Below are 22,504 nucleotides of genomic sequence, written 5' to 3' on the forward strand. Positions count from 1 at the left end.
AAAGGGTATTGTGATGTTATTCATCAGTAGAAGTAGGTTCATGAATCATACCCATAAATAATATGGTGTCCGTCTCGTTATCAGAAATGGTGAGGAGAAATGGACGATTGACTTCCATATCAAAGCTTTCTCCAATTTCAATCGATGTCGTTTTCATTTCAACGGATGTTGCTCCAGCTGCTTCTGTTCCTTCTTCATCAACATCTAAAAATGTTTTATGAACAATTTTATCGATGTAAAGGTCGCCAAGTTGTTCTTGATCAATCATGTTGGAAAAATCAGCTTCCTGTGTATCAAACGGTTGTTGCATACCGAGTGATTGGAAAAAGTTCTGCAGTTCCGTTTCATATTCTAATGAGAATTTCGGCATGCGCAAATTTCCTTTTGTAGTTTCCATACTATCGCGCCATTCTTGCCAATTTTCAAGAGTGAATTCTTCCAAGAAATCATCCATAGCTATATCTTCTTTTGGGAGGAATAACTCCATCTGCATGTCTTCATTTTCTCCATATGGTAATGAGACTGCTTGCATTTGGTCTGTTTCTAAATATGGCACATTTTCATTTAAAGCCATAAATGGTACATCTACAGAAGAGTCATCTTCCTTATGAAAGGTTCGTTCTTGTGTATTGTTTTCATCAAATGGATATGTCCATGCACCATTAAAGTAAGTTGCGTTTACGAGTATAGCTACATGTTCGTGATCAATTTGTTTAATAATATCTTTAATTTTTCCATTTGTTTGGTTGCTGACCCATTCATTAATTGGTTCAGGGGTGGTAAGGTGTGCTAATTCAGCTTCATACGTATCGGTAACGGATTGGTGAAAGGTATCAAGAAATTCATACTCTTGATTAAGCCAGATGGAGTTAGCGATGTTGAGTTCTAATTTTTCATCATTTACGTTTGTAAAATGATCCATCAGTGCAGCATTTTGACGATTGAAATCTTCTACATTCATTCCTTGTAGTTGCAGTGCTTGGTCCATTTCAGACCTCGTGTCACCATTGGCGCCATTATACACCATTGCCATAGCTAGCCAATAACTTGTCGGTGAGACAAATACATTACCATCATCATTAGGGTCTAGTGATTGAATAGATTGAAATGCTAAAAGATTACTTGCTTCGGACACTTCTTTCATGGAAGAACCTCCTTCATCTTCAGTATCTTGGCTATTCTCATTAGGGTCATTATCTTCTGGTGATTCAGAATTACAAGCAGCAATAAACAAGACGATGAAACTTAGAGTGACAAACAGGAATGATCTTTTATGCACGTTACATCTGCCCTTTCTGTTTGAATATAATATTCATATCATTTTGTACTCTAATAGATGGGACTAACGATTCTAAGTTTCTCTAAAGATATCATAAAGAGAAAAAAGCAACAACATGAAATATGAATCATGCTGTTGCTCATACTCTAATCAGATTCATTCATTTTTCCAAAATATCGTGTACCTAATACCCAAAATGCGATGGTTAGCAGAGTTACCCCAATTAATACAGGGACTGCACCAAATTGAATAATAAAAGGTACAGAAGCTGCAGTTACTAATCCGCCGCCAACCATTGGTTCAAATAGAATTTGCTTATAACCGAATGCATTAAGTGCTGGGGATTGATTCTCTGAGTCAACGATTCGCATAAGCATAATACCTGTTGCTGCTACACCAGTACTTTGCCCAAAATCACCGATACCTCTTTCGAACCAATAGCTCGGGATCATCTTTGGTCCTAAATAGAGGAAAAGGAAGGTGTTAAGAACTATACCTACCACTGCTAGTAATATAAAGGCAATAATATTATCTCCAATAACTTGCAAGCTCAGGCTTGCCATTGCACTTATAATAAGAAAGTCTAATGCGACTCCTTGTATCGTGTTAATTGTATCTCGGTCAACTAATTCATGACGGTCAAATCGAGAAAGAAAGAGTTGAACGAGAAGACCTCCAATCATTGCGAATGGGAATAGTGGTACATATTCAAATAGATAAATATCGAATGCTGCACCATATGTTACAGCTTCTAACCAAATTAATATTTCTAATAGGACAAAACCGATAAATATAGAAATTCCAATTAAACCTAGATGAAGCGAAAATGATTCGATCGATAATGATGATGTCGTTTTTGTACCTGCGGATTTACGATGTTCTTTATTTAAAATTCCTGTTTGTTGCTCTAAGGATATTTCATCTGGATGATGTAACGTTTTTGATTTTCCTTTACGCGCAGCCCAGTTAATCATAATCATACCAACAACTACACCAGATAATATTCCAACTGTTGCCAGGCCAATAGCGAGGTCATAACCTTCTGCGAATCCAAGTTCTTCAAAAGTGCTCTGTAGACCAGCTGCGGTACCGTGACCGCCAACAAAACTTATCTCGATAAGTGCACCTGCCGCGGGACTTAGTCCAAGTAGGGGTGTCAAAACTGTTATTGCCAATAAAATACCTACAGCATACTGAGCCCAGGACATCGTATAGCCTAAAGCAATCTGTGGTCCACCAATTTTCCACATCTTTTTCGGTTTTGGTAGAACAAACCCAATGAATAAACAGGCAAAAACAACATTGATTAATAATTCAGGTAGACCGGCCCAAACTTCTACCATTTGTTCGGTAAAAATCCCAGCATTAAGAAATCCATTATTAGTTAGCCTTCCTAATACTTCTGGTCCTAGTATGAGTGCTAAGAAACCACCGATTAATGAGGTAGGTAAGAAGAGTTTTTGAAGGATGGGTATTTTAAGACGAATTAGTTTTCCGATAACAAGCAGTGCGGCTAATATAATAATGGAGAAGCCGACGATTTGTAAAGACATAAAGAAACTCCTTTTCATCAAAGTTATTTTAAAGGATAAAAAAATAAAAATATTGAATAAAACAATACCCGATTTAAATTTATGACAAACGTAAGCTTTACAAAATAGTCGACTTTAACCCGCGTGTAACGAGCGGTAATAGCTCTGTAGAGTAGAGTTGTGTTTTACTTACAAATTTTTTGTTTTTAAGCTTTTACTCCTCTCCAGAACACTTTCCACATCTGCTGTCCATGTTTTTCAATGATATCGAACATATAATAACTCGTTTCATAGGATAATCCATCTAACAAACCGTAAAATACATTAGCTGCCTCTTTTGCAGTAACTTCTTTGGTGATTTCTCCACCGTCTTGTCCTTTTTTTATGGTTGCTTCAAATAATGCACGAGCGGTTTCTTCGCTGTTGACCATTATTGTTAACAATCTTTCTTTTACCTCTTCAGGAGGATAGGAAATAAATCGGTTATAAAATTCAATACTGCTATCGTTATTAGCCAAATCATGTACATTTGCAAGAAAGGAGAGGTAAAGAATTTCTTGAATATTTTTCCCTTCGTTCTTTAAAGAGCTTTTTACAAAATCAATATAATCACTAGAAATTTTTTGAGAAACATCTAAAAATAGTCCAGCTTTGCTTTTGTAATGGGCGTATAAAGACGACTTTTTAATTCCAACAGCGTTGGCTATACTCGTCATTGAGGTTCCTTCATATCCTAGTCGAGCAAATAACTCCATTCCCTCAATTAATATTTTATCTTTCGTGTGCATACAAAATTTCTCCTTTGACAAAATGTAATAGATAGGATATAGTCATCTAGAAACGACCGTTCGGTAGGAGGGGTCGTTCAGTAATCTATTTATTAACAGTATATCTTGTTCAATTTTATATGCAAAGGCGGAGGATGGATATGACAACAAAGTCATTATTACGAAATCGAATATTTGTCTTGCTCTTTGTTGCTGGTATATTTGCGGTCGTTAGCTTCAGTATGTTTCTTACAACCACTACATGGTATGTAATAAGTGAAAGTGGTTCTGCTGGATCACTTGGATTAGTGCTTATCGCTTCTACTGTTCCACGTATTGCCATGATGGTTTTTGGTGGAATCTTAGCAGATCGTTATAAAAAAACATCTATTATGTTTGTTACGAATTTCATGCAAGGGGTATTATTGTTTTTGTTATTTATCCTTGTATGGAATGATACAGCATCGATTATGATGCTATTAATCATAGCGGCAGGATTTGGAATGTTGGATGCTTTTTTTGGTCCGGCAAGCTCGTCGTTAATTCCTAAGATTGTAGAGAGAAGACAACTACAACAAGCGAATGCTATTTTCCAAGGCGCGGACCAGATCGCATTTATTGCTGGTCCTATACTTGCAGGGATTTTAATGGAGACTGTTAGCGTAGCAGGAAGTTATTTCGTTGCAACGATTCTGGCGTTTTTATCTGCAGTTATCATTTATCCAAGATTTATAAAGGAAGCTCCAGTAGAACATGAAGTGCAACAACATCCAATGAAGGAAATGAAGGAAGGCTTTCAGTACATTCGGAGGTCGAACTTCTTATTAACAGGTTTAATAGTTTTAATTACACTTAATTTCTTCGTTTTTGGTACATTGCATATTGCAATTCCATTTCTAGTGGAAAGTTATGGGGGATCTCCGTTAAATCTAAGTTATATGGAATCAAGTTTAGGTATTGGTCTGTTAATTGGTACAGGAATATTGAGTTCCGTATTAATTAAAAATAAAGGGAAGACCTCTTTAGTTGGATTAGCTGGAGCAATGATCGCATTCCTAATTTTTGCAGTAGTGCCTAACCTGACATTTCTAACTCTTATGGTTTTCTTTATCGGATTTTCAATGTCATTCGTATTTGTTCCGTTTTTTACTGCAGCGCAAGAACTTACGGAGGACCATATTATGGGAAGGGTAATGAGTATTATATTTTTAGCGATGAACGGGTTTGATCCGTTGGCATATGCGATAGTATCTGGATTAACAGCGATGGATATTTCGATACAAATAATCCTATTTAGTTTTGGAACAATTGGAACGATTATCACCATTCTTTTATTTATAAAAGCAAAAACCTACCAAAGCAAGTAACCGAATAAAAGAAAGATTGTCGTTTTGAAAATAAAGCAACAAAAAGAAGAGATAGACAAGATAATTCCAATTGAATAAGCACCTTGCTTGAATAAATTATTCTTAGCAAGGTGCTTATTTTATTTTCTCACATGTATTTGTTTCCTTCTCCAACCACCAACCATTAAAACTATTAATGTCAGTCCGATTAGCGAGATAAATTCCTGGTTACCAACAGGTGAGAAAAATTGTTGAATCCACGGTTCTTTCAATAACATCTTTCCTGCAGTCCATGCGAGTAATCCTGCGCCAAAATAAATAATAACAGGGAATTTATGAATTAATTTTAAAATAAATTCACTTGCCGTTAGGATGATGGGGATACTTAGAATAATCCCAGCGATAACAAGAAGTAAATCGCTATTTGCGACAGCGGCAATAGCAAGTACATTATCAAGGCTCATTACAACATCAGCGAAGATAATGATGGATACAGCTTCTTGTAATGATTCACCACTTTTCATATTATCGTAGTCTTGCTTGTCCACTAATAACTTATAGGAAACAAATAACAAAAGAATTCCACCAATTAATTGGATAAAAGGCATTTGGAACAAGTGAATCATTAAGAATACGAATAGAATTCGCATGGCAATAGCACCAAAAGTTCCCCACCAAATTGCTTTACTTTGTAAATGTGTAGGAAGATTTCTACTCGCCATAGCAATAACGATTGCATTGTCCGCGCTGAGTAAGATATTAATAAGGAGTATTTGTATTACTACTTCAATTAATTCCAACTTACTCCCCCTTTCAAAAGTCCAAGCTATTTTTCAATATATGATGAAAGGGAGGAGGGTTAGAACGTAAGGATTAAATTTTTGTATTTCACTAACCAATATAATAGAAATGATGACCGATATTGTTAATATTCCCTCTAATTTCATGAAGTTAGAGGGTGGTAAATGAAATAAGTGAGTTGGGGTATAACAAACAGTTTTGTAAAAGAGTCATAAAAGGATATTTTATGTAAAATCCGAATGTTAGCTGTTCTGATTTTCATTACTGACGAACGTTGACCATAGGGACGGCTTCATCTAACTTGAAAAGTGGAACACTTTTCAAATGGTTCTTCAAGCTCTGTTATTCTTAGCAGGAGTCGCTTTCTTCCATTACAATCAAAGCGAAGTTATTACTATAATCCGAACAAGGTAGTTTTTAAATGAAACTTAACAATTATGAAATTGAGACAAAAAGATGTATGATATTCAGAATAAGCGTAAGAAATATACGAAGACTCCTTGAAAATACAAATCGATTTTCTGCGTGCGATGTAATGTTGTCGAAGTCTTCTTTGTCCTGTAGGAAGCAGGCCTAGTTGAGACCCCCGAATGCGTAGCATCCGGAGGCTCAGCAGCCGCCTTAGGATAAGCGCTGTATATTTCTGAAGCGGGTTATTAAAATTAATTCATTCGGATTTGTCTTTTGAATATATACTTTGCCACATATTTTTTTATTGTTTTTCAGCCAGTCCTTGTTCATGTGACTGACGTACTCTGTGAAGGAGTTCGCTGTCTGTTAATAAACGGTATCCCGTAGAAGCTAGGGCTTTAGCTCCTGTTATAATAGCTTCGTTACCAGCGTCCGATTTTGCGGCTTCTCTAAACTCGACTGTGTGCCCAATTAAATTATCTTCACCAATTTTAATATGGCCATGGGCGGTCGGTACTTCGTAGCTAATGTTACCTGCATCTGTCGAGCCTTTTCCTTTCTTTTGCTCTGTAACAACGGTTTCACCTTGTTTTTCTAACTCTTTCTTTAAAACATTGTCTAGTGTATTTGTAAGCACAAAATCTTTTACTTCATTTTGGAATCGTTCCACTTTAACAGTTGAACCAGTAGCAAGTGCCGCACCTTTTGCGATAGCACGGACTTTTTCAGCAGTTTCCTCCGTTTTGACCCAAGATTCAGCTCTAATATAAAAACGAGCTGCTGCATATTCTGGTATAATATTTGGAGCATCTCCGCCATGTGTTATAATGCCATGAATTCGAACATCACTTGAAAGTTGTTGGCGTAGAGCGTTAATTCCATTAAATAGTTGAATAACAGCGTCTAATGCATTGATCCCTTTTTCTGGAGCTCCAGATGCATGAGCAGGCTTCCCATAGAAATGGAATTCTAAAGGATCTACTGCTAATGTTTCACTTGTTAAACTTGTTTTTCCGGATGGATGGAGCATAAGTGCCACATCAATATCTTTTAAAAGACCATGTTTTACAAAACTACCTTTAGCGCTTCCGTTTGGGCCACCTTCTTCAGCAGGTGTACCTAATACCACGACACGGCCTGCAGTTTCTGAAAGGGATTCAGCTAAGCCGATAGCAGCTGCAACGCTGGTTGTACCAATAATATTGTGTCCACAAGCATGCCCGATTCCAGGGAGCGCATCATACTCTGCGAGAAAAGCAATCGTTGGACCTTCTTTGCCACTATCTTTGGATGCGAAAAAGGACGTCTTATGTCCTGCAACTGCTGATTCAACAGTGAAACCTGCATTTTCTAGTGTTTGGATTAACTTCGAACTTGCATAAAATTCTTCATTTCCAATCTCTGGCTGTGCATGAATGTCCTGACTAATTTGAATATATTTGTCTTTATTTTCCTCGATATTTTGAAAGATAGCTTCTTGACGTGATTGAACAATACTCATTTTGTTTCCTCCTCATGTATTATTGTTGTTTTTTTAATTGTTCAAAGGCTTTATCTAACTGTTCTTGCGTTAATTTCACTAAGAAAGACCCACCGTTGGTATCATCTTTAATGGCTTGCTCAATATCCTCTTCTTGATATAGTTCTACGATACGCTGGTAAACTTCATTATCTTTGTCTTCTGCACGTGTTGCGATAATATTGACGTAAGGGTGTGTTGCTTCTCCATCTGCATCTTCAATATAAATTGGATCTTCACCTGGTTCAAAGCCTGCTTGACCAGCTACACCATTGTTGATCACAGATGCAGCGACATCTGGCAGTACATGGGCAGTTTGTTGTGCTGTCATTGGAATGATTTCTAAATTCAACGGGTTTTCTTCTATTTGCGAAGGGTCACCGAACATTCCAAAATTATCATTTAATGTAAGTAATCCGGCACTCTCTAATACGCGTAAGGAGCGAGCTTGGTTAGATGGATCATCTGGAATGGCAATTTTGTCTCCTTCTTGCAATTCAGAAACATCACTGATCTTTTCGGAATATAATCCAATTGGTGCAAGAACAGTAGATCCAATGGGAACAATGTCTTCACCACTTTCCTTCACATATTGCCCTAAGAAAGCAATGTGTTGGAAAGCATTGATATCAATATCTCCCTGAGCTAAGGCGTTGTTCGGCAATGTATAATCAGCAAACTCGATAAGTTCGATGTTGATTCCTTCTTCTGCTGCTTTTTCTTTAAGAAGGGGCCATTGAACTCCATCGGCACCATTTACTCCAATTTTTACAGTAACTTCATCATCTCCAGCTTTTGCCTCATCACTTCCACAAGCTGCTAAAAATAATATAAAACTGAATAATGCTAGTAAAATAAATGATTTTCTCATATGATACTCCTCCTAATATAGTTTGATTTAACGACGCATAATTTTTTTGGAAATAGTATTACCGAGCCATTGAGCTACTTGAACCATAATGATAAGTATGATTACGGTGACGAGCATAACGCTGCCGTCGAATCGCTGATAGCCATATGTCATCGCGATATGTCCAAGACCACCGCCACCAACTGTACCTGCTACAGCAGAGAAGTCGATTAACGAAATAGATACAAATGTAAGTCCTAGAATTAATGGTCCTAGCGCTTCGGGAATTAATACAGTGGAAATAATTTTTACTGGACTGGCACCCATTGCTTTAGCAGCTTCGATAACTCCAGGGTCGATGCTAACGAGATTATTTTCTACTACTCTAGCAATTGTAAAACTAGCAACAATTGTCATCGGGAAGATTGCGGCAGCAGTTCCTATTGTCGTGCCAATGACGAGTCTGGTAACTTGTGAGATTGCTACTAGAAAAATGATAAATGGGATAGGACGAATGATATTAATAATAAAGTTCAATACGTTAAAGATAATCTTGTTTTCTAATATGTTGTTTTCACGTGTCACAAATAGTAATAAACCCATGCATATACCTAGAATGGAACCAAAAAATAAAGTTGCGGTGACCATGAGCAATGTTTCTCCGGTTGCCTCTACAATTCGTGGCCAAAATGTACTCCAATCAACTCCCATGTGTATACACCTCCTCCATATCAACAATCGTTTCTAATTCATGAATAACTTGTTGAACTTGCTGTTCGTCTCCTCCAAAAGAGACAATGAGATTTCCAAATAATTTTTCCTGTAGTTCCCGGACAGATCCATATACGATATTAAAGTCGATGTTATGTTTCCGCGTTATACTCGATAAGATAGGGTCAGTGGCTCTTTCGCCTTTAAATAAAACACGATAAAGATTACCTCCACCAGCTTCCGTCCATTCTTTTAGCACCTTCTCAGATGGAAGTTCTTGTTGTACTGAACGAATAAATCGTTTAGTTGTTTCGTGAGAAGGGTTTGTAAAGGTATCAAACACGTTCCCATGCTCAATGACTTTGCCTTCTTCCATAACAGCCACTTTGTCACATATCGATTGAATAACTCCCATTTCATGGGTGATAAGTAGAATGGTTATACTTAAATCTCGATTTACTCTTTTTAATAATTTCAAGATATCCGATGTTGTATTTGGATCTAAAGCAGAGGTTGCTTCATCACATATTAAAATATCGGGGGATGTGGCGAGAGCTCTTGCAATACCAACGCGTTGCTTTTGGCCACCTGATAACTGATCTGGGTAATCTTTTGCTTTATCGGATAAACCGACGAATTGTAGTAGTTCAGAAACCCTTTTGTTTACTTCACTTTTTGATGTACCCGCAAGTTTAAGCGGGTATGCAATATTTCCAGCGACTGTCCGTGATTGGAATAAATTGAAGTTTTGAAAGATCATTCCTATATTTCTTCTGCGCTCCCGTAATTGCTTGGCGGATAATTTACCAACATCTGTTCCTTGGATATGTACCGATCCCTCGGTGGGCCGTTCGAGCATATTTACTAATCGAAGCAAAGTGCTTTTTCCGGCGCCGCTGAATCCGATGATTCCATAAATATCTCCTTTCTCAATCGTTAGAGAGACTTCTTTTACAGCCTCCACTTTTCTTTTTCCAAGTGTGAATGTTTTAGTTACATTCTGAAATTCAATCATGTCTTAACCCCTCACCAAATGATAAAATAAAAAATCCCTCTTTTCTTGAAAGACAAGAAAAGAGGGATTCTAAACCATATGTATAGATGTAGAAGCCATCATTTCTCATCTTCCAAATGCTAATTGCATTTGCAGGAATTGGCACAGTATTCTTTAACAAAAGAATCCGCTGCCGAGATGTCATAGGGCCTGATCCCTCAATCTCTCTAGATAAGAAAAAACGTAAAATATTTAGTTGTTATATTGAAAGTAATTCTAGAGGATAAATTAAATTAAGTCAATATGGTTTTAAAAATAAAATTATTCTGATAAATATTCCGAGTATAGCAAATGTGAACTTATACTAATCATCTTCACTCCGGAGTCTTGCATAAATACCATTTGTCCGATTTAAATCAAGCTTTAGTCCAGCATATGGATTTGCATGTAAATTTTCTTTAATCCATTCTCGTAGAGCGGAAATAATATGTTTTGTTACAATTTCTTGTTTGCCGAATACAGTGGTTATTTCTGCAGAGAAACCGGAATAATCATCATAAAAAAGTTCAACTTTAACTTCACCTGGCTCGATTTCTCGTTGTCGAGCAATATATATACATACAGCAAGAATGATATCTTCTTCGGGAATGATTAGCTTCGTCACTTCCAAAGCTCCTCTTCTTTTTGATGTTGATTTTGTAGTAATAACTTCTCTGCAAACTTCCTCATCATCTAAGCTCCCTTTTCTATGAAGTCGGTCACCTTATTTTACTATAATTATGTCAAATTTATGAAGTGAAACGATTTATTAGTAATAGAAAATATTTTCTGATTAGTATATACGATTCACCGATTTATTCCTGCACAGCGCTTTCCATAATAGAGAAAGTAGCTTGATTACAGTTAATTCCTGCCATACGACCAAATGGAAGTGTTGCTTTTGGTTCACTATGCCCGAAACTTACATTATAAAGAACAGGTAGTGTGGATAGACCATTTTCTTTTAATACATTTGTAATAACTTGTTTATATTCTTCGTAATAGGTTTCTCCATGCGGTTTTGCAAAGATAATTCCATTCGCACTTTGAAGTATGCCCTGTGTAGCATAATTTTGTAACCAACGAGCGAGAAGATCCGGTTTCGGTTCTTCCTCAGAAGTTTCAATAAATAATATGGTATCTTTCCAGTGTTCGATTTCTGGCCAAAGCTTCGTCCCTTTTATACTTTCCAAGGAGTCAATACATCCACCAATTAAACGTCCTTGTATAATACCTTCTCCTTGTAGAATCTCATACGGTTTATTAGGGTAGGTCGTTCGCTTCGTGTCTTTATTTTTAATATCCCATTCTAGGAAATCACTTGTCCAACGCTCAGGTGGTTCGATATCTCCAATTACTTCGTTCGAGAATAATGTTTTATGGATATGTTTGATAGTGAACGGATCCATTTCTACATTCTCAGCGAAATCAACCATGATAGATGGTCCATAAAAGGAGGATATTCCTGCTTTATAACAGAAGAAATGAGATATAGTTGTATCCGAATACCCTAAGAATATTTTAGGATTTTTGTGAATCACATCGAAATCAATATATGGTAATAGACGAATACTATCGTCACCGCCTATGTTAGAAATAATTGCTTTTATTTCTGGATCCTCAAAAGCATCCATTAGATCTTTTGCACGAGCCTCTGGATGTGCATGAAGATATGTTTCTCCTTTTAAACTATTGGGAGTGGGAATCACTTGTAAACCAAATACCTCTTCTAAACGTTTAACTCCTTGATCATAACGCCATTGTAAGTTCTCTTCACCAGCACCTCCCCATGAAAGGGAAATGGTTGCAACTTTATCTCCTGCTTTTAATCTTGGTGGTTTGATTAGCATTTGGATACAACTCCTTTTTTATTTGGGATAGCTAGTATCTCTAAGTTTACCTAATAGAATCAATTTCATAATTAATATCTTTGGTGTAAAATCCTAATATTGCATTGTTTGATTTCCATTTCAGACGGACGCTTTTTAGCAGGTATGGCCTCAGCTAACTTGAAAAGAAGATCACTTTTCAAGTGGATCTTCAGATCGTACTGTTCCTGCAGGAGTCGCCATCTTCCATTACAATCAAAGCCAAGAATTTCTTGTAATCGGAACATTATTATATAAAACATCAAAAAACGTTCGTTTTCCAATAAAACTTAGCAATGATGTAATTGATTCAATAACATATCGTACTCATTTTTGTTTTACAAAAAAAGACAACAATTTTCTTTAGGTTTTGGTAGCAACCAATTAATCACTCAACGTGGTGTTTTACAGCGAATAACGCAGCTTGTGTGCGATCGGAAAGGTTTAATTTCGATAAGATTTTATTGATATGCGTTTTTACTGTCTTTTCTGTAATAAATAATGAAATAGCAATTTCCTTATTACTTTTCCCTTTAGCGATTTCTTTTAATACTTCTATTTCACGATTGGTTAATGTATTTAAACGATACGATGGGTGATGGATAGAATTGACGGGCATTAAATGATTGGTAACTTTTGGATGCAGTTGAGTTTGTCCGTCCATAAGAGAAATAATACTTCTAATTAGATCGTCTGGTTGAATATCCTTTAATTGATACCCTGAAGCGCCGGCTTCTAATGCAGGTATGACATGGTTTTGTTCTGAAAAGCTTGTGAGCATAAGTATTTTTACTTCGGGGTATAATGAACGGATTTTTCTTGTTGCCTCAATACCGTTCATGACGGGCATCATTATATCCATTAGTATCACATCGGGTTTTTGGGATTGTGTAAGTTCAACTGCCTCTTGTCCATTAGAAGCTTCACCGACAATTTTAATGGGAGGTTGTGTTTTTAAAAACATAACTAGACCACGTCGAACAACATGATGATCATCCGCTATTAATACTTTAATCAAGTTTGTTATTCCTCCTTTACAAATGGGATAGTAACTTGAATAAAAGTTCCCATGCCGACTTTAGTTGTAACCTGAAATTTGCCCCCAATTTCTTCTGCGCGGGATTGCATACTACGTAATCCCATGGTAGGCATATCAAATTTTTTATCATAAAAGAAACCTGTACCTTTATCTGAAATAGTAAGAATAATGTTTGGTTCAACTGTATTTATCTCGATAAAGATATCCTGTTGTCCAGAATGTTTTTTGCAGTTGGCCATCGCTTCTTGTCCAATCCTCCATAAAGCCTCTTCAATTTGCGGATCGATTGGCTTGATCCCGCTCACTTTAGTGTGAATATGTAAATCAAGAACTTTTGCATAATTAATGAATGAAGAGATTAAGCCGTTTTCTAGAGAAGGGGGATGAAGTTGTTTTATGAATGTACGCATCTCGCGTAAAGCTTCTTGAGATAAGTCTTGTATATATTGAAAGGTATCTTTTACTTCTGGCTCAGTGGTAATCTCTTGACCTGCTCTGGCAGTTAAGCTTAATGAGAACAATAACTGATTTACAGAATCATGTAGGTCACGTGCAAGGCGAGTTCGCTCTGTAAGTAACGCAATATCTTGTTCTTTTTGGGTCAAATAAATTCGTTTTAATGCAGTGCCAATTTGATAGGCTATCGACTCTAGTAATGCTAATTCTTGTTTATGAAAGTGTGTTTTATTAGGAGACCCGACATTTAATATACCGAATCGTTCATTACCTGCTTGTAAAGGAACGGTGGCATGATGGGTGAGCCCCTCATTTTCATGGTGGTTTTCTCGTAAGGCGGATTCAATGCGCTGACATTCAATAATATTACTAGCTTTTGTTAATTCTCCCTTTCGATAACGATTGACGCACCAACAGCTTTTTTTTTCATTCGATAACAGTTGTTTGCAGTTAGTGCGTGTGGAAGGGCATGACTAGCAATTAATTTTGGATTTTGATCTTCATCTATAAGGAATATCCAGCCAATTTTGAAACCAGTGACTTGTAGTAGTTTTTCAAGCACTTCATGTAATGTTTGAGTTATCTCCGTTCCTTCATTTAATAACTCTGCTATTTCTTTAAGAATAACTTCTTCAATAAATTCTTTGCCAGACATGATATCTCCCTTCCTGATGTTTTTACTTTATAGTATAACATTTTTTACGTGTTTTTTATTTGTAATAGTTCGATAATTTCCTGGTCTGGACCATGAAAGAAGATAGATTTCCAACCATTTGAGATTTCATAAGGGCCCTCTATCGGTTCAATTTTATTTGATTTTAAATTGATGATTGTTTCATCTAGATTATTAATCTGAAAACAGAAGTGAACATAAGGGGAGTGGGAAGGTGGAGAAGAGGATTGAATTAGTTCTAATCTCCACTCTTTCCTTTTTAGAAAGACGATTTGTTCATCGCCAAATATGAGATATTGTTCTACATCCAAATCAAACATCAATTGATAGAATTTCTTGGATCTATCTAAATCAGTAACTTCAATAGCCATATGATGAAATTGCATTATTAATCACCTCTAGAGGGGAGCTTGTAAACTATAAGGATGTTTTTCTGGTAGGATAAGATTCATATCTCCAAACTCATGCCATAGATACCCTTCTTTAATTGCTTGTTCATAAGCATTTAATAGCAATGACTCATCAATAAATGAGGTGAGCATTTCTAAGTGACTTGATTTTGGTTCATGTAATCCGGTAATTAATCCATTTGTAATTTGACGATTAAAGTCACGTTGGATATATAAATTCGTCCATCCGGATGACTCTGCGGTTAGTGCCATTGTTTCAAGTGCACGTACAACCGTTGTACCAACTGCAATGACTTGTTTATAGTTATTTTGGGTCTGCTTTACTAGTGCTACAGTTTCCTTTGGTATTGAATAGAACTCTTCGTTATTCTCTGGAGAATGGTCCCACGCATCGTCTAATAAATAACTAAGACCTGTATGCAACTGCAAAAAGGCAATGTTAATCCCTTTTTTCTGTAAACGAAACAACAGCTCCCAACTAAAAGCACGTCCTGCTGAAGGCATTTCTACAGAACCAGGATGAATTGCATACGCAGTCTGATAGTCATCTAATGTCCAAGGGTGATGAATATATTCGTAGCGAACAGGTTCCCCGTACTTATAGAAATAGTTGTATAAATCGATGTCACTTCGATTAAATTCTATTTGTTTTAATGGAGAATGTAATTTGGATGCTATGACTTTTCCAACTAACCCCTCGCGAAAATATAACTGCTCATCAATCTCTATTGTTACAGGGATAAGCACTTCCCACATAGTATTAGATAAACGTTTTGCTAACCGAATCTCGATAGTTTTACCGTTAGCTAATGTAGCATCTAATACAGGTGGAATGGTCCGACTATTATTTAGAACAAGTAAATCACCAGGAGAGAGATAGTTTTCTAGGTGATAAAAATAACTGTGTTCATAAGAACCAGTGTTAGAATCAAGCGCAAGCAAACGTACTTGATCACGTCGAATTCCTCTTTTTTCTGGAGGTGTTGTAGCATTTGCTTCATCAGGTAAATGGAATTGTGGCGCATGGGGAATCATGTTATTCGCCTCCTTTTACAAAATCGAATGCTTGTGCTTCTAGTCGTTCCCCGTGTATGTTACTGGCATTATCTGAAGCAAGATATATAAATACATCCGTACAATCTTCTGGTTGGGTAAGTTCATAATTACAATTAGGTACTGCAAGATCATGCATTTCTGTATCCATTTCTCCCGGATCGACCATGTTTACTCGAATTGGTGTTTCTTTAAGTTCATCAGCCCACGTCTGAGTGATTCCTTCCACTGCGAATTTAGATATTCCATAAGCTCCCCACCCACTATAACCGGTATTTCCAGCTTCGGAAGTTATATTGATTACCGATCCTTGCTTTCTTTGCAACATTCCTGGAATGACCCGTTTTGATAAAAGAAAAATACTAGCCGTGTTTACTTGTAATACATGAAAGAAATCATCTTCCGTAGTATCTAGTAATTGAGGGATTGGGCTGGGACCTACTGTCGATGCATTATTGATTAAAACATCTATTCTCCCAAATTTTTCTTCCGTAAGTGCTACGAATCTCTCAACATCTCTTCTGTTACTAATATCTGCTGTAACAGCAAGAACTTCTACCCCTAAGTGTTGGATTTCGTTTTTAACTTCTGTTAATGCTCGTTCCCCACGAGCACATATGGCAAGTGATCCACCGTGTCGTGCAAAGGCTAAAGCGACGGCTCTACCCAATCCTTTCGATGCCCCTGAAATCATAACTACTTTTGTCTGTTCCATTATCTTCACGCCCCTTTGTTTGTTGGTATAGATTAAGTGTAAAAAGATTAGGTAGAAAATACGTCAGTACTTTGGTTGGTCTTTCTCTACAACTTTAGTTGTATGGGTAAATATTATGGAGAATTTTTAAAAAAGTAAGAAAGTAGGATAGACAAGTATTTATAAAGTGATAAAATATTTATATAAAGACGGAATGAGATAATGTAGGTGAATAGATGAAGATATGGTGGAGAAAAATAGCAGTAGTACTTATCACAATATTAACACTAGGTATGTATTCTCCAACAACCTTGTTGGAAGTAGATGCTCAAAAGAATAATGGCAATATACCATCCTCTTCAAGCTCTGATCAAGAGACTACAGCAAGGACGATAGAAATACAAGATGCCATCCCTACAACAGTCGAGGAAGATCTTGATACAGCCTTAAATCGGTTAATGAGTCATGCTCAAGAACAATCGATGATTAAGTTCGGAACGAAGATTGCTACCAAAGTAGAAGATGAATTTAATCAAGAAATTCTTCCAAAAATAGAAGAAGTATTACATACATTACTCCAAGAAACAGAAACAGCGTATGCATTCTTGTCTATTACCGAAGATCCTGCGGTTGGTTATGGTGAACGGATATTTAATGTTTATGATGAAAAAACAAAGAAACATATAGCTAAATTCCATGTCCGTCGAGATAATCGACCATTAGAAGGACATTATTTTAATTTTCATTACCACTTAAGCACAGATAAATTCAAAGTCCATCATGATATTGGAGATATTTATTGGGACAAAAATACCCCTCCAAAATGGATGATATAATAATTGACTGCATATTAGATAAGTTATAAAAGAAAATTTATATGAAACTATATTTTGTATAAATGATGTAAACCGAACTAAACACTAGATAGCAATTTGAACCTTTTCAACTTGGGAGAGGGTTGCTTTCTCAGTAAATAGTTCGGTTTTATTTTGATTAGGGATCAAGAACTGAGAGCTGTAGATGAGTCAAAATGGGTATTTCAAAAAATGAGGAATAAAGCTACTTCTTATCCCTCATCGGTAACAGTTTTTAAAAATGCTCCTATTTTTTGATCATGAATGGTGATATCAGCATATTGATCATATGGTGTTGGCTCTTGATTAACGATAACGAGTCTAGCTCCATTTTCTTTTGCAATTAATGGGATTTGATTAGCGGGTGAAACCGTCAATGATGAACCGAGTACGATTAACAGATCTGCTTTCTCTGCATCTTGAAAGGCAGTTTGAAACGCATCTTGAGGTAGCGTTTCTCCAAATAAGACGATAGAAGGACGTAATACTCCACCGCAGTCACAATGATATTCGTTCTCTACATATTCTCCGCTGCTATATTCTTTTTCGCAATCTTGGCAATGTAGCTTTTGTAAGGTGCCATGTAATTCATGAACAGATTTGCTACCCGCTTCTTGATGAAAACCATCGACATTCTGCGTAACAACTGAATGAACAAGTCCTTCTTTTTCCCATTCCGCTAAAATATAATGACCAGTATGTGGACCATATTCTTTTACTTTCAATACCCGTTCTCTATAAAAGTCGATAAACGTATCAACGTTATTATTTAGTGCATCTACACTAGCAATTTTACTAGGATCGTGCTGTTTCCACAGACCTTTGTTTGCAGATCGGAAATCTGGGAGACCGCTTTCTGTTGACATGCCAGCACCAGTGAAGATAACGGTATAGTTAGACTCTTGTAGCCAATCCTTTATCACTTTTATCCCTCCTAAGTTAGTGGCATCTATTATACAGGTTAACCTATTTCAAACGCCAATGATATTGACAGAAAAATAGGGATGTGTTATTAAAAATATAGGGGTTAGCACTCGTTAGGACAGAGTGCTAAATGCAGAAATAAAGGAGATGTTATTATGGGAAAACGCAAATTTAAAGCCGAGTCACAAAAACTATTAGATATGGTGATTAACTCTATTTATTCACAGCGCGAAGTGTTCTTGCGTGAATTGATTTCTAATGCTAGTGATGCAATAGATAAGATTTACTATAAAGCATTAACGGATGAATCCTTGTCATTTGATGTGGACAACTACTATATAAAAATTACTCCAAATAAAGAGAAACGTACATTAACGATTGTCGACACAGGAATCGGTATGACACAAGAAGAGTTAGAAAATAATCTTGGTGTGATTGCAAAAAGTGGTTCTCATACATTTAAATCAGAGAATGAAATTAAAGATGGACATGATATCATAGGACAATTCGGTGTTGGTTTTTATGCCGCGTTTATGGTAGCGGATAAAGTAGAAGTAGTAACGAAATCCATTGACAGTGATGCAGCATTTAAATGGGAGTCCAAAGGGTCTGATGGATATTCCATTACAGAAGCGGACAAGCAAGATATTGGAACAACGATTACATTGTATATCAAAGAGAACCAAGAAGAAGAAAACTATGATGAATTTTTAGAGACATTTACCTTACAACAAATCATTAAAAAGTACTCTGATTTCATCCGTTACCCAATCAAAATGGACGTAACAGAAAGTAAGTTGAAAGAAGGATCAGAAGATGAATATGAAGATGTAATAGAAGAACAAACAATCAATACGATGGTTCCAATCTGGAAGAAGAATAAGAGCGAATTAAGTGACGATGACTATACGAATTTCTATCAAGAAAAACGTTATGGATTTGATAAACCGCTCAAACATGTACACATCAATGTGGATGGTTCCATTCGTTATAATGCTATTTTATTTATTCCAGAAAATGCGCCATTTAATTACTATACACGTGATTATGAAAAAGGACTTGAGCTTTATTCAAACGGTGTATTAATTATGGATAAATGTGCGGACTTACTTCCGGATTACTTTAGTTTTGTTAAAGGGATGGTAGATTCAGAAGACCTTTCACTTAATATCTCCCGTGAAATGCTACAACATGATCGTCAACTGAAACTTATTGCTAAAAATATTAAGAAAAAAGTAAAACAGCAGTTAGTAAGCCTTTTACGTGACGAACGTGAAAACTATGAAAAATTCTTTGATGCATTCGGTCAACAAATTAAATTTGGTGTCTACAGTGATTACGGTCAAAACAAAGATGAGCTGAAAGATTTACTTCTGTTCTATTCATCAACAGAGAAAAAACTAGTAACGCTTGAAGAATATGTTTCTCGTATGCCGGAAGACCAAAAGTATATTTATTATGCTACAGGTGACTCAAGAGATCGAATTGAAAAGCTTCCACAAACAGAACTAGTAGCAGATAAAGGTTATGAAATTCTGTACTTTACAGATGAAATTGATGAATTCGCCATAAAAATGCTTCTGAATTATGATGAGAAAGAATTCCGTTCCGTATCAAGTGGAGATCTTGGTATCGAAGAAGAAGATAAAGAAGAAAACGAACAAGAAAACAATGATAATGTTGAATTATTTGCAGCGATGAAAGAAGTATTATCTAACAAAGTAAAAGATGTACGTGCTTCGAAACGTTTGAAATCACATCCAGTTGTGTTGACTGCAGATGGAGAAATCTCCCTTGAAATGGAGAAAATCATTAATGCAATGCCAGATGACCAGCAAATCCAAGCTGATAAAGTATTGGAGATTAATGTAAATCATGACATTTTCCAATCCTTAAAAGCGGCGCAAGGTAATGATGATGAGAAGTTCAAATTATATACTAACCTGTTATATAATCAAGCACTTCTTATTGAAGGATTACCAATTAATGATCCAGTAGAGTTTACAAATGATATTTGTAAGGTAATGGTATAAAGGGAAGAATTCATTTGAGACCAGTGCACATTGGCAGTTAAAGAATCCCCCTGTGGAAAATGTTGATTTTTCCACAGGGGGATTTTTGCTTTAGAGCAGTTCTAAAAACTAAAAGGAGGGATAATCTCACTATTTTTAGTGAATAGAGCGGCTTTAAAAACGAAAAGGAGAGAAAATCTCAGCCTTATTAGTGAATAGAAGATGCTTAATCATAATTATCGATGAATCCTGGTATTTTATACAATTCTAGAATTCAAAACACTAGAGAATATTTGGTTATCCATATGAGGAGATTTTTTGCTTGGAATATTAAAAAAGCCAGTAACACACTAATTCAAGAGCGTGGTACTGGCTTGCATATATCCGGTGATAACTTATTTCCGATACATCTTAAATTGTAAGAATAATTCATTGTAAAAAGCTAAGTTGCGTTGTCCCAAGTTTTCGTACACCTCTAAACGATCCGTTAGTTCTGGATCAGGATAGAATCGTTCGTCTTCTACCATTTCTTCAGGCATAAACTGCAGTGCTTCTTTATTTGGGGTAGAGTAACTAACATATTCTGTATTTTGGGCAGCTACTTCTGCATCTAACATAAAGTTAATAAATTCATGTGCTCCATCTATATTTTGTGCAGTTTTTGGAATGACAAAGTTATCGAACCAGAGGTTGGATCCTTCTTCGGGTACTACGTAGTCAATCGCTTCATTTTCTCCCATGATATCTGCAGCATCACCAGACCAACCAACCGCAATTGTGGCTTCGTTATTAGCCATTAACATTTTATTTTCATCACCAACGATTGCTCGAACATTCGGCGTAAGTCCCTCTAATTTATCTAATGCTTGATAGAGATGCTCAGGATTTGTGTCGTTCAAGGAATAACCTAGTGAGTTCAATCCCATACCGATAATTTCACGAGCACCATCGATGAGTAATATTTGATTTTCTAATGCAGGGTCCCATAAGTTATGCCACCCGGTTAGTTCCATACCTTCTGGTAAAAGAGTTGTGTTAAATACAATCCCAACTGTTCCCCAAAAATACGGAACTGAATATTGGTTGTTTGGATCGAAAGGTAAATCCATAAAACGTTCATCTAAATTACTTAAGTTTGGAAGCTTTGCTTGATCTAATTCAATTAGCAAATCTTCCTCCACCATTTTTTGCACCATATATTCAGATGGTACTGCAACATCATATGTCGTACCGCCCTGTTGTATTTTCGTCATCATCGCTTCATTGGAATCGAATGTTTCATACACAATCGTAATGCCAGTTTCTTCTTCAAATTGGGCAATCAATTCTTCATCGATGTAATCTCCCCAATTGTAGACGGTTAACGTATTATCGCCAGAAAATCCCTGTGCGGCATTGAGGCGATTAATCATTATAAGTAAAACAATCGAAACAACGAGTATTGCAATAAACGATCGCATGATAGATTTCATCGTCTCAAGCCAACTCCTTTCGTTCCACTACGCTGTGTAAGATAGTAATAAACAATTACGAGAAGTATCGTTACGATAAACATAATGGTAGATAAGGCGTTAATATTAAGTGATATTCCTCGTCTAGCTAAGGAATAAATTTCAACAGAAAGAGTGGAAAAACCGTTACCAGTTACAAAGAAAGTTACTGCAAAATCATCAAGCGAATATGTTAACGCCATGAAAAATCCAGCAAATATTCCTGGTGAAATATAAGGTAGTGTAACTTTTGTTAGGACGTTCCAATTACTCGCCCCTAAATCACGAGCAGCATCTTCTAGTGAATTACTCATCTCAAGAAGTTTAGGAAGCACCATCAATACAACGATAGGGATACTAAAAGCGATATGAGATAAAAGAACGGAATAAAATCCTAACTGAATTCCAGCCAATGTAAATAAAATTAAAAAGCTAGCACCAATAATCACATCAGGACTTACGATAAGAACATTATTTAACGAGAGGAGTGAATTACGAGTACGTCTTTTTTTATAGGATCTTATGCTAATCGCACCAAACACACCAATAATTGTTGCAATAAGTGCAGACAAAAGTGCAATTACCAAAGTATTGAGTACAATAATCAATAAACGAGTGTCTTGGAATAATTCTCGGTACCAATCAAAAGTAAAACCTTCAAAGCCGCTCATTGTTCCGCCACTATTAAATGAATAAAAGATTAAATAAAATATCGGTGCATATAAAATGAAAAATACAATGATTAAAAAGATATTAGCGAATGAAGAGGATTTATTCTCCAT

At 36.2% G+C, this 22,504-nt stretch carries 22 protein-coding genes, 1 pseudogene and 1 riboswitch; of the genes and pseudogenes, 3 read left to right on the plus strand and 20 right to left on the minus strand.

What is annotated here, in order from left to right; genetic code table 11:
• Positions 1 to 16: 16 nt before the first annotated feature.
• From ABC346_RS05905 to ABC346_RS05915, 3 genes are all read right to left on the minus strand, one after another.
• Positions 17 to 1,279 (minus strand): serpin family protein, encoded by a 1,263-nt coding sequence (locus ABC346_RS05905; RefSeq protein WP_413233971.1) that lies wholly within the window; start codon positions 1,277 to 1,279, stop codon positions 17 to 19.
• Positions 1,280 to 1,425: 146 nt separating this feature from the next.
• Positions 1,426 to 2,832, minus strand: coding sequence for a sodium/glutamate symporter (locus tag ABC346_RS05910; protein WP_413233972.1), 1,407 nt, complete (start codon positions 2,830 to 2,832; stop codon positions 1,426 to 1,428).
• Between the two features lie 185 nt (positions 2,833 to 3,017).
• Positions 3,018 to 3,599: a TetR/AcrR family transcriptional regulator gene (locus tag ABC346_RS05915; protein ID WP_413233973.1), complete on the minus strand. Its 582-nt coding sequence runs from the start codon at positions 3,597 to 3,599 to the stop codon at positions 3,018 to 3,020.
• A 140-nt stretch (positions 3,600 to 3,739) separates the two neighbouring features.
• On the opposite strand from ABC346_RS05915, the gene ABC346_RS05920 reads away from it, so the two are divergent.
• The gene (locus tag ABC346_RS05920) at positions 3,740 to 4,945 is read left to right on the plus strand and encodes an MFS transporter (protein ID WP_413233974.1); all 1,206 of its coding nucleotides are present in this window, start codon (positions 3,740 to 3,742) and stop codon (positions 4,943 to 4,945) included.
• Between the two features lie 119 nt (positions 4,946 to 5,064).
• Here the strand turns inward: ABC346_RS05920 and ABC346_RS05925 are convergent, their stop codons facing one another.
• The 14 genes and pseudogenes from ABC346_RS05925 to ABC346_RS05990 all read right to left on the minus strand — a co-directional run bounded on the left by ABC346_RS05925 (position 5,065) and on the right by ABC346_RS05990 (position 16,463).
• The gene (locus ABC346_RS05925) at positions 5,065 to 5,724 is read right to left on the minus strand and encodes a TerC family protein (protein ID WP_413233975.1); all 660 of its coding nucleotides are present in this window, start codon (positions 5,722 to 5,724) and stop codon (positions 5,065 to 5,067) included.
• A 713-nt stretch (positions 5,725 to 6,437) separates the two neighbouring features.
• Positions 6,438 to 7,637 carry a M20 family metallopeptidase gene (locus ABC346_RS05930; protein ID WP_413233976.1) on the minus strand — a complete coding sequence of 400 codons (1,200 nt, stop codon included), beginning with the start codon at positions 7,635 to 7,637 and terminating at the stop codon, positions 6,438 to 6,440.
• Between the two features lie 19 nt (positions 7,638 to 7,656).
• Complete coding sequence (locus ABC346_RS05935; protein WP_413233977.1) at positions 7,657 to 8,526, minus strand: MetQ/NlpA family ABC transporter substrate-binding protein; 870 nt, start codon at positions 8,524 to 8,526, stop codon at positions 7,657 to 7,659.
• A gap of 27 nt (positions 8,527 to 8,553) precedes the next feature.
• A complete protein-coding gene (locus tag ABC346_RS05940) occupies positions 8,554 to 9,216 on the minus strand; it encodes a methionine ABC transporter permease (protein WP_413233978.1) in 663 nt (220 codons plus the stop codon).
• Positions 9,206 to 10,231, minus strand: coding sequence for a methionine ABC transporter ATP-binding protein (locus ABC346_RS05945; RefSeq protein ID WP_413233979.1), 1,026 nt, complete (start codon positions 10,229 to 10,231; stop codon positions 9,206 to 9,208). Before ABC346_RS05945 ends, ABC346_RS05940 begins: the two co-directional genes overlap by 11 nt.
• Before the next feature lie 102 nt (positions 10,232 to 10,333).
• Positions 10,334 to 10,448: riboswitch (SAM riboswitch) on the minus strand.
• A gap of 126 nt (positions 10,449 to 10,574) precedes the next feature.
• Positions 10,575 to 10,874 carry a YxcD family protein gene (locus ABC346_RS05950; protein ID WP_413233980.1) on the minus strand — a complete coding sequence of 100 codons (300 nt, stop codon included), beginning with the start codon at positions 10,872 to 10,874 and terminating at the stop codon, positions 10,575 to 10,577.
• 190 nt (positions 10,875 to 11,064) lie between these two features.
• Positions 11,065 to 12,099: a S66 family peptidase gene (locus ABC346_RS05955; RefSeq protein ID WP_413233981.1), complete on the minus strand. Its 1,035-nt coding sequence runs from the start codon at positions 12,097 to 12,099 to the stop codon at positions 11,065 to 11,067.
• Between the two features lie 406 nt (positions 12,100 to 12,505).
• Positions 12,506 to 13,135 (minus strand): response regulator transcription factor, encoded by a 630-nt coding sequence (locus ABC346_RS05960; RefSeq protein WP_413233982.1) that lies wholly within the window; start codon positions 13,133 to 13,135, stop codon positions 12,506 to 12,508.
• A 5-nt stretch (positions 13,136 to 13,140) separates the two neighbouring features.
• Complete coding sequence (locus ABC346_RS05965; protein ID WP_413233983.1) at positions 13,141 to 13,761, minus strand: sensor histidine kinase; 621 nt, start codon at positions 13,759 to 13,761, stop codon at positions 13,141 to 13,143.
• A gap of 66 nt (positions 13,762 to 13,827) precedes the next feature.
• Positions 13,828 to 14,052, minus strand: a pseudogene (locus ABC346_RS05970) (GAF domain-containing protein); the annotation flags it as partial.
• Positions 13,992 to 14,267, minus strand: a complete 276-nt coding sequence (locus ABC346_RS05975) for a hypothetical protein (RefSeq protein ID WP_413233984.1) — start codon at positions 14,265 to 14,267, stop codon at positions 13,992 to 13,994. The gene ABC346_RS05975 and the pseudogene ABC346_RS05970, both read right to left, overlap by 61 nt.
• Positions 14,268 to 14,311: 44 nt before the next feature.
• Entirely contained in the window at positions 14,312 to 14,671 is a 360-nt protein-coding gene (locus ABC346_RS05980; protein ID WP_413233985.1) for a VOC family protein, read from the minus strand.
• A gap of 12 nt (positions 14,672 to 14,683) precedes the next feature.
• Complete coding sequence (locus ABC346_RS05985; RefSeq protein WP_413233986.1) at positions 14,684 to 15,730, minus strand: S-adenosylmethionine:tRNA ribosyltransferase-isomerase; 1,047 nt, start codon at positions 15,728 to 15,730, stop codon at positions 14,684 to 14,686.
• A gap of 1 nt (position 15,731) precedes the next feature.
• Positions 15,732 to 16,463 carry an SDR family NAD(P)-dependent oxidoreductase gene (locus ABC346_RS05990; protein ID WP_413233987.1) on the minus strand — a complete coding sequence of 244 codons (732 nt, stop codon included), beginning with the start codon at positions 16,461 to 16,463 and terminating at the stop codon, positions 15,732 to 15,734.
• Between the two features lie 215 nt (positions 16,464 to 16,678).
• Between ABC346_RS05990 and ABC346_RS05995 the strand changes: the two genes are divergently transcribed.
• Positions 16,679 to 17,278, plus strand: a complete 600-nt coding sequence (locus ABC346_RS05995) for a YpjP family protein (protein ID WP_413233988.1) — start codon at positions 16,679 to 16,681, stop codon at positions 17,276 to 17,278.
• A gap of 230 nt (positions 17,279 to 17,508) precedes the next feature.
• Here the strand turns inward: ABC346_RS05995 and ABC346_RS06000 are convergent, their stop codons facing one another.
• On the minus strand, positions 17,509 to 18,219 hold the full coding sequence (locus tag ABC346_RS06000; RefSeq protein ID WP_413233989.1) for an NAD-dependent protein deacylase: 711 nt from the start codon (positions 18,217 to 18,219) through the stop codon (positions 17,509 to 17,511).
• A gap of 156 nt (positions 18,220 to 18,375) precedes the next feature.
• Here ABC346_RS06000 and htpG point away from each other — a divergent pair, with 156 nt between their 5' ends.
• Positions 18,376 to 20,253 (plus strand): molecular chaperone HtpG, encoded by a 1,878-nt coding sequence (gene htpG / locus ABC346_RS06005; RefSeq protein WP_413233990.1) that lies wholly within the window; start codon positions 18,376 to 18,378, stop codon positions 20,251 to 20,253.
• Positions 20,254 to 20,627: 374 nt separating this feature from the next.
• Here htpG and ABC346_RS06010 read toward each other — a convergent pair whose 3' ends face one another.
• Both ABC346_RS06010 and ABC346_RS06015 read right to left on the minus strand, forming a co-directional pair.
• Positions 20,628 to 21,704 (minus strand): ABC transporter substrate-binding protein, encoded by a 1,077-nt coding sequence (locus ABC346_RS06010; RefSeq protein WP_413233991.1) that lies wholly within the window; start codon positions 21,702 to 21,704, stop codon positions 20,628 to 20,630.
• The gene (locus tag ABC346_RS06015; RefSeq protein WP_413233992.1) at positions 21,701 to 22,504 is read right to left on the minus strand and encodes an ABC transporter permease; all 804 of its coding nucleotides are present in this window, start codon (positions 22,502 to 22,504) and stop codon (positions 21,701 to 21,703) included. The genes ABC346_RS06010 and ABC346_RS06015 overlap by 4 nt, the downstream gene beginning before the upstream one ends.

Source organism: Oceanobacillus phoenicis (assembly GCF_047238145.1).
In the GTDB taxonomy this organism is placed as follows: domain Bacteria; phylum Bacillota; class Bacilli; order Bacillales; family Amphibacillaceae; genus Oceanobacillus.